This is a genomic window from Pseudomonas sp. zfem003 (assembly GCF_032621675.1).
GTDB lineage: Bacteria > Pseudomonadota > Gammaproteobacteria > Pseudomonadales > Pseudomonadaceae > Metapseudomonas > Metapseudomonas otitidis.
The window spans coordinates 112,913-125,977 of the sequence record NZ_JAVYJG010000003.1; the positions used below are offsets into that span (position 1 = coordinate 112,913).

Annotated in this window: 12 protein-coding genes; 3 read left to right on the forward strand and 9 right to left on the reverse strand. The window is 69.6% G+C overall.

The genetic code is table 11. The annotated features are described in order from the left end of the window. Positions 1 to 5: 5 nt before the first annotated feature. From RTK35_RS06630 to RTK35_RS06640, 3 genes are read right to left on the reverse strand one after another with little or no spacing between them, the layout of a single operon-like run. Complete coding sequence (locus RTK35_RS06630; protein ID WP_316907655.1) at positions 6 to 1,196, reverse strand: efflux RND transporter periplasmic adaptor subunit; 1,191 nt, start codon at positions 1,194 to 1,196, stop codon at positions 6 to 8. Further along, positions 1,187 to 1,348 carry a hypothetical protein gene (locus RTK35_RS06635; protein ID WP_160158615.1) on the reverse strand — a complete coding sequence of 54 codons (162 nt, stop codon included), beginning with the start codon at positions 1,346 to 1,348 and terminating at the stop codon, positions 1,187 to 1,189. The genes RTK35_RS06630 and RTK35_RS06635 overlap by 10 nt, the downstream gene beginning before the upstream one ends. Before the next feature lie 3 nt (positions 1,349 to 1,351). Further along, the gene (locus tag RTK35_RS06640; protein ID WP_316907656.1) at positions 1,352 to 2,602 is read right to left on the reverse strand and encodes a TolC family protein; all 1,251 of its coding nucleotides are present in this window, start codon (positions 2,600 to 2,602) and stop codon (positions 1,352 to 1,354) included. A gap of 418 nt (positions 2,603 to 3,020) precedes the next feature. Between RTK35_RS06640 and RTK35_RS06645 the strand changes: the two genes are divergently transcribed. The 3 genes from RTK35_RS06645 to RTK35_RS06655 all read left to right on the forward strand — a co-directional run bounded on the left by RTK35_RS06645 (position 3,021) and on the right by RTK35_RS06655 (position 6,333). After that, a complete protein-coding gene (locus tag RTK35_RS06645) occupies positions 3,021 to 3,695 on the forward strand; it encodes a heavy metal response regulator transcription factor (protein ID WP_044409960.1) in 675 nt (224 codons plus the stop codon). Beyond that, entirely contained in the window at positions 3,692 to 5,071 is a 1,380-nt protein-coding gene (locus RTK35_RS06650; RefSeq protein WP_316907657.1) for a heavy metal sensor histidine kinase, read from the forward strand. The genes RTK35_RS06645 and RTK35_RS06650 overlap by 4 nt, the downstream gene beginning before the upstream one ends. A gap of 98 nt (positions 5,072 to 5,169) precedes the next feature. Beyond that, a complete protein-coding gene (locus tag RTK35_RS06655; protein ID WP_316907658.1) occupies positions 5,170 to 6,333 on the forward strand; it encodes a glutathionylspermidine synthase family protein in 1,164 nt (387 codons plus the stop codon). Here the strand turns inward: RTK35_RS06655 and RTK35_RS06660 are convergent. The 6 genes from RTK35_RS06660 to glmU all read right to left on the reverse strand — a co-directional run bounded on the left by RTK35_RS06660 (position 6,301) and on the right by glmU (position 12,967). After that, positions 6,301 to 7,050 carry a hypothetical protein gene (locus tag RTK35_RS06660; RefSeq protein ID WP_316907659.1) on the reverse strand — a complete coding sequence of 250 codons (750 nt, stop codon included), beginning with the start codon at positions 7,048 to 7,050 and terminating at the stop codon, positions 6,301 to 6,303. The genes RTK35_RS06655 and RTK35_RS06660 overlap by 33 nt on opposite strands. Further along, positions 7,037 to 7,879 (reverse strand): hypothetical protein, encoded by an 843-nt coding sequence (locus RTK35_RS06665; protein WP_316907660.1) that lies wholly within the window; start codon positions 7,877 to 7,879, stop codon positions 7,037 to 7,039. Before RTK35_RS06665 ends, RTK35_RS06660 begins: the two co-directional genes overlap by 14 nt. Positions 7,880 to 7,906: 27 nt before the next feature. Next, positions 7,907 to 8,692, reverse strand: coding sequence for a DUF1190 domain-containing protein (locus tag RTK35_RS06670; RefSeq protein ID WP_316907661.1), 786 nt, complete (start codon positions 8,690 to 8,692; stop codon positions 7,907 to 7,909). 156 nt (positions 8,693 to 8,848) lie between these two features. Continuing rightward, positions 8,849 to 10,681, reverse strand: a complete 1,833-nt coding sequence (gene glmS, locus RTK35_RS06675; RefSeq protein ID WP_316907662.1) for a glutamine--fructose-6-phosphate transaminase (isomerizing) — start codon at positions 10,679 to 10,681, stop codon at positions 8,849 to 8,851. Between the two features lie 11 nt (positions 10,682 to 10,692). After that, positions 10,693 to 11,463, reverse strand: coding sequence for a DeoR/GlpR family DNA-binding transcription regulator (locus RTK35_RS06680; protein ID WP_316907663.1), 771 nt, complete (start codon positions 11,461 to 11,463; stop codon positions 10,693 to 10,695). Between the two features lie 142 nt (positions 11,464 to 11,605). Next, entirely contained in the window at positions 11,606 to 12,967 is a 1,362-nt protein-coding gene (gene glmU, locus RTK35_RS06685; protein ID WP_044409996.1) for a bifunctional UDP-N-acetylglucosamine diphosphorylase/glucosamine-1-phosphate N-acetyltransferase GlmU, read from the reverse strand. Positions 12,968 to 13,065: the final 98 nt, after the last annotated feature.

Consider the following 13,065-nt stretch of genomic DNA (forward strand, 5'->3'; position numbering starts at 1 on the left):
ACTCGTCAGTGGGCGTGGTCGGCGCTGGCCTTGCCCAGCTCGGACTTGAGGGTGAAGCTGCCGGCGGCGGCCAGCTCGACCCCCGCCTCCAGCCCGTCGCCCACCTCCACGAAGCCCTGGTCGCGGGCCCCCAGGGTCACCGGGCGGGTGGCGAAGCCGGTGTCGGTGCGGACGAACACCACGCTGCGGTCCTCCACCGTCTGCACGGCGGACTCGGGCACGGCGACGGGCACTTCGCGGGTGTCGGTGGCCAGCTGCACGCTGACGAACAGCCCCGGGCGCCAGGCCAGTTCCGGGTTCTCCAGGGTGGCGCGGGCGGTGGCGGTGCGGCTCTGCTCACCCAGCAGGCTGCCGACGTAGGCCACCGAGCCGGCCACTTCGGCCCCCAGGTCGCGGGCGCTGACGGTGACCGGGCGGCCCACGCGGACCCGCGCCAGGTCACGGGGCGAGACGCTGAAGGTGGCCCAGACGCGGGACAGGTCGGAGAGGGTGAAGGCGGCGCTGCTCTCGTTCACCACCTCGCCGGGCACCAGGTGCTTCTCCACCACCATGCCGGCGAAGGGCGCGCGCAGCTCGTAGCGGTTGCCGCCGCCCTGGGCGAGGCTGCCGCTGAGGGCGCTGACCTTCTGCCGGGCGTTGCCCAGGGCGATCTCGGCCTCGTCCAGGGCCTGGCGCGCCAGCAGGTAGTCCTGCTCGGCGGAGATGCCTTCCTGCCACAGCTGGCGCTCGCGCTCGAAGGTGGTGCGGGCCAGGCGCACGCGGCGTTCGGCGGCGGCCAGTTCGCTGCGCTGCTCGGACACCTGGGGGCTGGCGATCACCGCCAGCAGGTCGCCCTTCTGCACCGCCTGGCCGAGGCCGACGCTGACCTGCTCGACCACGCCGGCGGCACGGGGGAACAGGTGGGCGGTGCGGTCCTCGTCCAGGCGGATCTCGCCGGGCAGCGCCAGGCGCTGGCTGAGGGCGCGGGGGGCGGCCTTCACCAGCTCGATGCCGGCGGCCTGGATCTGCGCGGGGCTGAGGGCGATGGCGCCCTCTTCCTCATCGTGGTCGCCGCCCTCCTCGTCGGCATGGGCCGAGGGCGGTGGGTCGTCGGTGGCCTGGGGCGATGGGCTGCCGATGGCCGGCAGCAGGGTGGCGCCCGCGCCCAGGCCGAGGGCGAGCAGCAGGCCGAGGGCGAGGCCTCGTTTCATGTCCATGGGGTGTCCTCTCGAAGGGAAACGATGATGTGCAAGGCGCGGTAGAGGTCGTGGCGGCACCAGTGGCCGTCGGGCTCGCTGGGCACGCCGGGGGCGTAGCCGCAGCCCGCCACCAGCACCAGCAGGCCGAGCCAGGGGTGGCGACGGGGCATGCTTCAGGCCGGGCCGTCGAGGCCCGACAGGTCGCCGTAGAGGCGCTCCAGGCTGGCCCAGGCCTCGGTGGCCTCGGCCATGGCCTGCAGGTAGCGGTTGCGCGCGTCGATCAAGGTTCGCTGGGCGTCGAGCACGTCGAGGAAGGCCAGCTTGCCCATGCGGAAGCCGCGGGTGGCGCTGTCCACCGCCTGCTGGGCAGCCGGCAGGATGCTGCGGTCGTGGGCGTCGATGGCGGCCTGGGCACGGCGCCATTGCTCCAGGGCCATGGCCACGTCGCCGCGCAGGCGCAGTTCGGTGGCGTTGCGCAGGTCGCGGGCCTGGTCGGCACGGCGGCTGGCGGAAAGCACGTTGCCCTGGTTGCGGTCGAACAGCGGCAGCGGCAACGACACCCCCACCAGGTTCACCCGCTGGCGGTCCTCGGCGCTGTACTGGCTGCCGATGCTGACGGTGACGTCGGGGTAGCGCCGGGCCTTCTCCAGGTCCAGGCCGGCCTCTTCCCGCGCCACGTCGGCCAGCGCCAGGCGCAGGTCGGCGGTGTCACCCAGGCGGGCCAGCAGGCGGGCTTCGGCCGGGGGGGACGGCAATGGGCCGAGGCGCCCGGCGACCCGCTCGAAGCCGGGCCGGGGCTCGCCCATGAGCGTGGCGAGGCGCTGGTAGGCCTGGCGCTGCTCGGTGCGGGCACGGTCGCGCTCCAGGGTCAGCTCGTCCTGCTGGACCTGGGCCCGCAGTGCTTCCATGGGGGCGGCCTTGCCGGCGCGGATGCGCGCCTGGGCCACCGTCAGGCCGCGTTCGGCCAGGGCCAGGGAGGCGTCGGCCAGCTCGTTGCGCGCCTGGGCGCGCAGGGCCGCCTGGAAGGCCAGCAGGGTGTCGGCGCGCAAGGCATTGCGGCGCTGCTCCAGGGTCAGCTCGGCCAGGGCCTGGCCGCGCTCGGCGTAGGTGACACGGGCACCGCGCTTGCCGCCCAGTTCGAGGGGCTGGGCCAGGCTGACGCTGGTGGTGCGGGTGGCGCTGCGGGTGTCCTCCATCTCCCAGGAGAGTTCCGGGTTGGGCAGCAGCGCGGCCTGGCGGCGTTCGCCGGCGGCGATGCCCGGTCCCTGGCTGGCGGCCGCCAGTTCGGGGTTGCCCTGGTAGGCGGTGGCGAGGGCGGTGGCGAAGTCCAGCTCGGCGGCCGTGGCGAAGGGCGGCAACGCCAGGCACAGGGCCAGGACGGCCAGGCTCGGGCGCAGGCGCTTGGGGGGCTTGGGTCGGTACACGGTGGAAGTCCTCTGCGTCTCGGAAGCGATCAACGCCTGGCAACTTCCAGGGGTTGATCCGATAACGCCGGGGACTCTAGGGCGGGGCACTTATCCCCAGGGTGACGCACGGATTACAAATATGTAATGCCCGTTCCGGGGGCACTTATCTGGTTTAGCATCGCGCCGCGCCGAACAACTTCCGGACAACTTCCGTAGCAACTTGAAACAACTACCGGTGTTATCCACAGGCCTTACGCCGCGCTGAAAGCCTCGTGGCAGGCGGCACTGACGGGTCTGATGGCTTGACCTTGAAGTGACTACAGGGTTTAGCCTGCGCAACTTTCCGGTCGTTTTTCTTAATTGACTTATTTATCGCTGCCCTCTTGTTCGAACAATGAGCCGGGCACTTTTCCTTCTATATGCAGGATGAATTCCCATGCGGATCCTTATTGTCGAGGATGAGCCCAAGACAGCCGATTACCTCTACCAGGGCCTGAGCGAAAGCGGTTATGTGGTGGACGCTGCCCATACCGGCGTCGACGGCCTGCACCTGGCCCGCCAGCACCAGTACGACCTGGTCATCCTCGATGTGAACCTGCCGCAGATCGACGGCTTCGGCGTGCTCGGCCAGTTGCGCCAGGACACCGCCACGCGGGTGCTGATGCTCTCGGCCCGGGGCCGCCTGGCGGACAAGGTGAAAGGCCTGGACCTGGGTGCCGACGACTACCTGGTGAAGCCCTTCGAGTTTCCCGAGCTGCTGGCACGGGTGCGCAGCCTGCTGCGGCGCGCCGAGCAGATCGCCGTGCCGGAGGTGCTGCGGGTGGCCGACCTGGAGCTGGACCCGGGGCGCCACCGGGCCTTCCGTGGCAGCCAGCGCATCGACCTGACCACCAAGGAATTCGCCCTGCTGCACCTGCTGATGCGCCGCGCCGGCGAGGTGCTGTCGCGCACCCAGATCATCTCGCTGGTGTGGGACATGAACTTCGACTGCGACACCAACGTGGTGGAGGTCTCCATCCGCCGCTTGCGGGCGAAGATCGACGACCCGTTCGAGAACAAACTTATCCACACCCTGCGCGGCGTCGGCTACGTGCTGGAAGACCGCGGATGAAGCCGGCCAGCCTGTCCGTCCGCTTGGGGCTGGCGGTCGGCGCGATGGGCGCCGTGCTGGTGGTGGTGCTGGCCCTGCTGGCCGCCTATGGGCTGGACGGGGCGCTGGATGCCCGCGCCCGCGAGGCCCTGGAGAGCAAGCTGAAACAGATCGAGCACAGCCTGGCGCTGGACCTGGGCAACAGCCTGCGGCCCCACGTGGTGGGCGACCAGATCAAGGGCCACGACGACCTCAGCCTGGCGCTGTTCGATGCCCGCACCGGCGGGCCGGTGCGCCTGGAGCTGGGGCGCCTGCCGCTGTCGGAACGCCTGCGGGACCTGCCGGCGGGCCCGGAGGTGCGCTACCGCACCCTGTACCTGGAAGACGGCAGCGAGGTGCTGGCGGCCTACCGCGAGCTGGTGCTGCCCGACGGCCAGCAGGTGCGCCTGTTCCTCAACCTGGACCGGCGCAGCGACCGCGCCCTGCTGGCGGCCTACCTGCGCTCGGCGCTGGCGACGCTGCCGCTGGTGCTGTTGCTGATCGGCTGCGGCGCCTGGCTGGTGGTGCAGCGCGGCCTGGCGCCACTGGCACGCTTCCGCCGGGTGGCGGCGAAGGTCTCTACCGAGGACCTCTCCCACCGCCTGCCCGTGGCGTCGCTGCCCCGGGAGCTGGGGGAGCTGGCGCAATCCATCAACCTGATGCTGCACCGCCTGGACGGCGGCGTGCAGCAGCTGGCGCAGTTCTCCGACGACCTGGCCCACGAGCTGCGTTCGCCCATCAGCAACCTGATGGGGCAGGCCCAGGTGACCCTCTCCCGCGAGCGCCCGCCGGAGGTCTACAAGGCGGTGCTGGAGTGCTGCACCGAGGAGCTGGAGCGCCTGGCGCGGATCGTCACCGACATGCTCTTCCTGGCCCAGGTCAGCCACCCGGCGGCGCTGGTGCCCATGACCCCGCTGGATCTCGGCGCCGAGGCGCGCCGGGTGGCCGACCTGTTCACCCTGCCCGCCGACGACAAGCAGCAGGTGCTGGTGGTGGAGGGCGAAGGCCAGGTGCTGGGGGATCGGCTGATGGTGCAGCGGGCACTGTCCAACCTGCTGTCCAACGCCATCCGCCACAGCCCGCCGCGCAGTTGCATCCACCTGGAGGCCCGCCGGGAAGGCGACAGCCTGGTGATGGCGGTGCGCAACCCGGGCCCGGGCATTCCCGCGCAGCACCTGCCCCACCTGTTCGAGCGCTTCTACCGGGTCGACCCCGGCCGCGCCCGGGCGGACGGTGGCACCGGCCTGGGCCTGGCCATCGTGCGTTCGATCATGAGCCTGCACCGGGGCTCGGTGGAGGTAAGCAGCGAACCGGCCGGCCCTACGGAGTTCCGCCTGCGCTTCCCGGCGGCTGGCTAAGAACGACGCCCTCACCGGGTTGCCGCCTCGATCAACAACCAAGGCCCTGGCGGGTCGCTAGAATGGCGACCCATTTTCCAGGCCAACACGGACGTTCCATGCATCGGCACACCATCGCGCCGCGCCACGACTGGTGCGAGCAAGCCTCGACGCTCGGCTTCCACTTCCACTCCATCGGCGGCGAACCCTACTGGGATGAAAGCGTCTGCTACCGCTTCAGCCTGCGGCAGATCGAGGACGACATCGAGGCACCCAGCGCCGAGCTGGAGGCCATGTGCCTGGCCCTGGTGGAAGACGCGGTGGAGAGCGAAGCCCTGCTGCGGCGCATGGCGGTGCCCGAGGCGCACTGGACGCTGATCCGCGACAGCTGGCGTACACGCGAGCCGGCGCTGTACGGGCGCATGGACCTGACCTACGACGGCCAGGGCCCGGCGCGTTTCTACGAGTACAACGCCGACACCCCGACCGGCCTCTACGAGGCGGCCTTCTTCCAGTGGGTCTGGCTGGAGCAGTGCCGCGAGCGGGGCGTGCTGCCGGAGCGGGCCGACCAGTACAACCTCATCCAGGATGCGCTGGTCGAGCGCCTGCAGCGCATCGGCCTGGCGGGTGACCCCTTCCACCTGGCCTGCTGCCGCGACCACATCGAGGACGAGGGCACCGTCACCTACCTGGCCGACTGTGCCAACCAGGCCGGCCTGCAGCCCCATCTGCTGCACATCGACGACATCGGCCACGTGCCCGAAAAGGGCTTCGTCGACCTGCACGACCAGCCGATCCTCCAGCTGTTCAAGCTCTACCCCTGGGAGTGGCTGCTGGAAGAGGACTTCGCCCACCATCTGGCCCGGAGCCGGACGCGCTTCATCGAGCCCGCCTGGAAGACCCTGCTGTCGAACAAGGCGATCTTGCCGCTGCTCTGGCAGCGCCATCGTGGCCACCCCAACCTGATCCCGGCCTGCTTCGCCGATGAGCCGGATGCGGCCCTGCTGGGCCCGCGCTGGGTGCGCAAGCCGTTCTTCTCCCGCGAGGGGGCGAACATCCAGGTGGAAAGCGAGGGCGGTGTGGAGCTGGCGACGCCCGGCCCCTACGAGCAGGGGCCGGCGATTTTGCAGAGCTGGTGCCCGCCGCCCTGCATGGGCGGGGAGCACCCCATCATCGGCAGCTGGCTGGTCGGTGGCCGGCCCGTGGGCATGGGCATTCGCGAAGACCGCAGCGCCATCACCCAGGACAGCTCACGCTTCGTTCCGCACTACATCCTCGATTGAGCGCCCACGCAGCAGGGCCTCGGCCCGCCTCGGTGCCAGGTGCTGCAGGCAGAAGGCGGCCAGGGCGCTGGCCAGCCAGGCAACTGCCAGGACCCATACGGCGAGGAACACGCCGCCGAGCGATCCGATGACGAGCAGGATGATCAACAGGAGGATGCCGACCACCAGACCCGCCAGCTTCCAGGCATCCGGGCTCCAGAAGCCGCGCAGGTAGGCACCCAACGGGCTGGTCTGGTAGGGCGGCAGTGCACGCAGCTGCTGTTCGTCGAGCAGCAGCAGAGACTCCGCCAGCGAGAGGTCGAAAGTGGCGGCTTCGTCAGGGGCCTGTCGGGTACGCGCCCGCTCGGCCAGTGTGGTCAGGTCGACCATCTCCCCGCTGTTCAGGTGCCACAGCCAGCGTTGCCGCGGGCTGATCAGGTAGGTCTCCACATAGCTGCCCCACCCCAGGTTGTAGAGCAGGAAACCCAGCCAGAGGGCCATCCAGACCAGCAGTGTCAGTTCGTAATTACCCACAGGCCAGGGCCACAGGTCGAAGGCCAGTTGTGCGGAGAACATCAGTCCCACCACCAGTGGCACCAGGCAGCACAGCATCAGGGTCAGGCCATGGGTGGCGCCAACCAGCAGGACGCCGCCGCTGGCCGGGTCGATGCGCACGACGCGCGGGAACGACACCTCGGACAGGGCCTGTTCATCTACCCCGCGATCATCTTTTGCCATCGGTACGCACCATCAGCAGTTGCCAGTTCTCGTCACGCCAGAGCGCCCGCTCATCGCGAGGCTGCTGGTCGGCCGGTAGCAACACCACGGCAAAGGGCGCCCGAGACAGGGCCAGTTCGCCCAGTTGCAGGGCAGGCGTCTTGCCTTCCAGCTGCAGGTCGACCCCGACCAGCGCGCTGACGCCCTGGGGCTTGGGCTGGGTCGCCCACCAGCTCTGCCAGGCATGCAGGCCCGCCAGGTTCGACCCGGCCAGCTTGATCCGGCCATCGGCATGCAACGCCACGAGCCCGGAGGGCCAGGCCTCGGCTGCCCCCCACGGGCCGTCCGGCCTGGCCGGCAGGGGCTGCTGGCGGAGGCTCGCCCAGAGCCCGGCCAGCAGATCCAGCTCACGCAGGTCGGCGCCCGCCAGGGCCCTGATCAACGGCGTCTCGGTGCGCAAGTCAGCGTCATCGGTGGGGGCGCCCTGGCGAACGAGGCTCCTGGATTGCAGGCGCAGCGCCCTGCCCTTTTCCCAGCGACGGTCATGGGTCCAGAAGATCGAGACCATCGTCCACACCGCTCCCGAATCGGTCATCTGCACACCGCTGCAGTGCGTCAGGGCCTGCAGCGGGGCGGTGGGGCTTACCAGCACGGGCGCCCGGCAGCTCGGGGCGAGGCCGAGCGATGCGAGGCTTTTCCATTCACGGCTGTTCGGCAGGCGCACCTGCAGGCTGTCGGGCTTTTCGGCGATGAGCTGGCGCAGTTCCTTGAGCCGTGCATCGGCCTCGCCAACGCTGCTGTCCAGGCCTGCGGCCTGGACGATCGAGCTGGCGAAAAGGCAACCGAGCACCAGGCCAATCCGTATCCACATGATCGGCTACCCGCTGGCCATGGCCAGGCTGCTGCGAGCGGTCGCGCCGAACCCGCCGCGACTGGCAGCGCCCTGGAGGCGCGTCGGCAACTGCCCGCTCTGGAACTGCTGGGCGTAGCCGGATGCCTGCAGCTGGCTGCGGTGCAGGCTGGCCTGGCGAGCACGCTGGTCGCCCAGGTACTGGCCCTGGCCGGTGAACAGGTGCAGGTTGCGAGCACCGCCGCCGCTGTAGCTGCCGAAGTGGCCGCCGCCATAGGTGCTGCTGCCATAGAGCGCGTCTTCGCTCATGCCGAAGACCGGCTGCAGTTCATCGAGGCCGATCTCGCTCCAATCGTCCGGTTCGCCACTGCGCAGGCGTCTGATCAAGGCATCGCTGACCAGGAACGCCACCGGCTGGGGGCGGGCCAGGCCGTCGTCGCCCTGTGTGCAGCTCTGCACGGCGTCAGCCGCGCACCACTCACCGGCCTTGCAGTTGCCACTGATACGGATGAAGTCGCGCTCACAGGCCATGAAGCTGGTGTAGACCGGGGCCATCAGGGCGGTGCGCCGGAACGCTTCGTCGCGCAGCCGCAGGCATTGCTCGGCGGTCAGGGTGGTGCCCTGCTCGCACACCGCCAGGCTGTCGAAGACCTGCACGTCGTGGTACATCGGGTCCCAGGCCAGCAGGACGAGGGGGGTGGCGCCCATGAGGCTGAGGGTCAGCAAGCCGGCGCGCTTCTGCCGGCGAGCGGTGTCAGGCAGTGGCTGGGAGGGGGCGGCAGCAGGTGCCGAGGGCGCTTCGGCGGAGGGCATAAACAGTCCATGTTCAAGATCGAGGGGCGGATTAGAAGATGACGCTCCCCTCGGGTCAACCGCCATTGAACGGGATGTGATCCAGTCCCGGCGGCTGTGCACGGCCCACGGCGCCCGTGGCTGGAGGCCTGCCACGGGCGCCGTGCGGGCGGCCCGTCACTCCACGGTGACGGACTTGGCCAGGTTGCGCGGCTGGTCGACGTCGGTGCCCTTGAGCACGGCGACGTAGTAGGACAGCAGCTGCAGCGGCAGGGTGTAGAGGATCGGCGCGAGGATGTCGACGGTGTGCGGCATGGCCACTACGTGGGTGCCGGGGCCGTTGTCGATGCCGGCCTGGCGGTCGGCGAAGACGATCAGTTCGCCGCCCCGGGCGCGGACTTCCTGCAGGTTGGACTTGAGCTTCTCCACCAGCTCGTTGTTCGGCGCCACGGTGACCACCGGCATGTCGGCGTCCACCAGGGCCAGGGGGCCGTGCTTGAGCTCGCCGGCCGGGTAGGCCTCGGCGTGGATGTAGGAGATCTCCTTGAGCTTGAGCGCGCCTTCCATGGCCACCGGGTATTGGGCGCCACGGCCGAGGAACAGGGTGTGGTGCTTCTCGGCGAACAGCTCGGCGACCTTCTCCACGGTCTTGTCCATGGCCAGGGCTTCGCCCAGGTGGGTGGGCAGGCGGCGCAGGGCTTCCACCAGTTCGGCTTCGCGGGCCTTGTCGAGGTTGCCGCGCACCTGGCCGAGGCTGAGGGTGAGCAGCAGCAGGGCCACCAGCTGGGTGGTGAAGGCCTTGGTGGAGGCGACGCCGATCTCGGGGCCGGCCAGGGTCAGCAGGGTGAGGTCGGACTCGCGCACCAGGGAGCTGGTGCCGACGTTGCAGATGGCCAGGCTCGCCAGGTAGCCGCCGGCGCGGGCGTTGCGCAGGGCGGCCAGGGTGTCGGCGGTCTCGCCGGACTGGGAGATGGTGACGAACAGGGTGTCGGGCTGGACCACCACCTTGCGGTAGCGGAACTCGCTGGCCACTTCCACCTGGCAGGGGACGCCGGCCAGCTCTTCCAGCCAGTAACGGGCGACCATGCCAGCGTGGTAGCTGGTGCCACAGGCGACGATCTGCACGTTGCGCACCTTGGCGAACAGCTCGGCGGCACGGGGGCCGAAGGCGTTGACCAGTACGTGGTCGGCGCCCAGGCGGCCTTCGAGGGTGCGCTGGACGACCTTGGGCTGCTCGTGGATCTCCTTGAGCATGAAGTGGCGGTACTCGCCCTTGTCGGCGGCCTCGGCGCCTTCGTGGTACTGCACCTGCTCACGCTGCACGGGCAGGCCGGCGCTGTCCCAGATGCGCACCTGGTCGCGGTGGATCTCGGCGATGTCGCCCTCTTCCAGGTACATGAAGCGGTCGGTGACCTGGCGCAGGGCCAACTGGTCGGAGGCGAGGAAGTTCTCCCCCAGGCCCAGGCCGATCACCAGCGGGCTGCCGCTGCGGGCGGCCACCAGGCGGTCGGGCTGGCTGCGGCTGATCACGGCCAGGCCGTAGGCGCCGTGGAGTTCGCGTACCACCACCTTGAGCGCTTCGGTGAGGTCGCCGAGGTTGGACAGGTGGTGGTCGAGCAGGTGGACGATGACTTCGGTGTCGGTGTCGGAGGTGAAGACGTAGCCCAGGCCCTTGAGGTGCTCGCGCAGGGGTTCGTGGTTTTCGATGATGCCGTTGTGCACCAGGGCGAGGTCGCCGGAGAAGTGCGGGTGGGCGTTGTGCTCGGTGGGCGCGCCGTGGGTGGCCCAGCGGGTGTGGGCGATGCCCAGGCGGCCGGCCAGGGGCTCGGCGGCCAGGGCCTGTTCCAGCTCGCTGACCTTGCCGACGCGACGACGGCGCTGCAGGCCGCCCTGGTTGTCCAGCACGGCGACGCCGGCGCTGTCGTAGCCACGGTATTCGAGGCGCTTGAGGCCTTCGACGAGGATGGCGGTGATGTTCCGTTCAGCCACTGCGCCAACGATGCCACACATGGGTTGTCTCCTCAGTTATCCACAGGCGCGCAGACCAGCGTGATGCCGCGCGCTTCTATCTTTTGGCGAGCGTCCTGGGGCAGGCGCTCGTCGGTGATCAGGGTATGGATGCTGCTCCAGGGCAGCTCCAGGTTGGGGATGCGCCGCCCGACCTTGTCGGCCTCGGCCATGACGATCACCTCGCGGGCGACCTCGGCCATGACCCGGGACAGGCCCAGCAGCTCATTGAAGGTGGTGGTGCCACGGGCCAGGTCGATGCCGTCGGCGCCGATGAACAGCTGGTCGAAGTCGTAGGAGCGCAGCACCTGCTCGGCGACCTGGCCCTGGAAGGACTCGGAGTGCGGGTCCCAGGTGCCGCCGGTCATCAGCAGCACCGGCTCGTGCTCCAGTTCGCGCAGGGCGGTGGCGACATTCAGCGAGTTGGTCATCACCACCAGGCCGGGGCGGTGGCCGAGTTCGGGGATTAGGGCGGCGGTGGTGCTGCCGCTGTCGACGATGATCCGCGCGTGCTCACGGATGCGCTCGGCGGCGGCGCGGGCGATGGCCTGCTTGTAGCGGGACACCGGCTGGCTGGTTTCGCTGATGAACTCCTGGGGCACGGGCACGGCGCCGCCGTAGCGACGCAGCAGCAGGCCGTTGGCCTCCAGGGCGGCGAGGTCCTTGCGGATGGTCACTTCCGAGGTGGCGAAGGCCTTGGCCAGGGCGTCGACGCTGACCTCGCCCTGCTCGGCGAGCAGGGCGAGGATGGCATGGCGACGCTGGGGCGTATTGCGCTTCGACATCTCGTAAGTTTCGATTCGAAAGAAAAAGTGGGCGAATCAAAACTCAACGAAGCTTTTGCGTCAACCCCGGAAACGACAGAAGGCGACCTCGGTCGCCTTCTGTCGGGCCTGCGGTTTATCCACAGGCGGGGTTATCCACAACTCACTTCTTCTTCACGGGTCGCTTCCAGCCTTCGATGTTGCGCTGCTTGGCGCGGCCGACGGCGAGGCTGTGGGCGGGTACGTCCTGGGTGATGGTGGAGCCGGCCCCGGTGGTGGCGCCGTCACCGAGGGTCACGGGCGCGACCAGGGCGCTGTTGGAGCCGATGAAGACGTCTTCGCCCATGACGGTGCGGGACTTGTTGGCGCCGTCGTAGTTGCAGGTGATGGTGCCGGCACCGATGTTGGTGCGTGCGCCGATCTCGGCATCGCCCAGGTAGCTCAGGTGGCCGGCCTTGGCGCCCTCACCCATCACGGCGTTCTTCAGTTCGACGAAGTTACCCACATGGGCCTTGGCACCCAGCACGGCACCGGGACGCAGGCGGGCGAACGGGCCGCAGTCGGCGCCTTCGCCCAGCTCGGCACCGTCCAGGTGGCTGTTGGCCTTGACGATGGCGCCACGGCGCAGGGTGCTGTCCTTGATGACGCAGTTGGGGCCGATCTGGACGTCGTCTTCGATCACCACGCGGCCTTCGAGGATGACGTTGACGTCGATGAGCACGTCGCGGCCCACGCTGGCTTCGCCACGCAGGTCGAAGCGCGCCGGGTCCAGCAGGGTCACGCCCTGGGCCATGAGGCGGCGGGCCGCCCGCTGCTGGTAGTGACGCTCCAGTTCGGCAAGCTGGATGCGGTCGTTGGCGCCCTGCACTTCCATGGCGTCCTGGGGCTGCTCGGTGGCCACCACCAGGCCGTCGGCCACGGCCATGGCGATGACGTCGGTCAGGTAGTACTCGCCCTGGGCATTGTGGTTGGACAGCCGGCCCAGCCAGTCGGCCAGGCGCTTGCCGGGGACGGCGAGGATGCCGGTGTTGCCTTCGCGGATGGCGCGCTGCTCGGGGCTGGCGTCCTTGTGTTCGACGATGGCCTTCACCACGCCCTGGGCGTCCCGCACGATGCGGCCGTAGCCGGTGGGGTCGTCCAGCTCGACGGTGAGCAGGGCGAGCTGGTCGTCCTGGACCTTGTCCAGCAGGCGGCGCAGGGTGGCTTCCTCGATCAGCGGTACGTCGCCATAGAGGATCAGCACGCGCTCGGCACTGAGCTGCGGCAGGGCCTGGGCCACGGCGTGGCCGGTGCCCAGCTGCTGGGCCTGCAGGACGAAGCCGAGGTCGTCTGCGGCGAGGCGCTCACGCACGAGGTCGGCCCCATGGCCGATGACCACGTGGATGCCCTGGGGCTGCAGCGCACGGGCGCTGTCGATGACGTGCCCGAGCATGGGCTTGCCGGCAACGGGGTGGAGAACCTTGGGCAGCGCCGAGCGCATGCGGGTGCCCTGGCCTGCGGCGAGGATGACGATATCGAGGGACATGAAAGGACGCTTCCGAGCCTGTGGATAACCGGCGATGCCGGAAAAGAAAAAGGGTAGCCAAGGCTACCCTTTTACTTGCATGCGATGAAGAGCGGTGG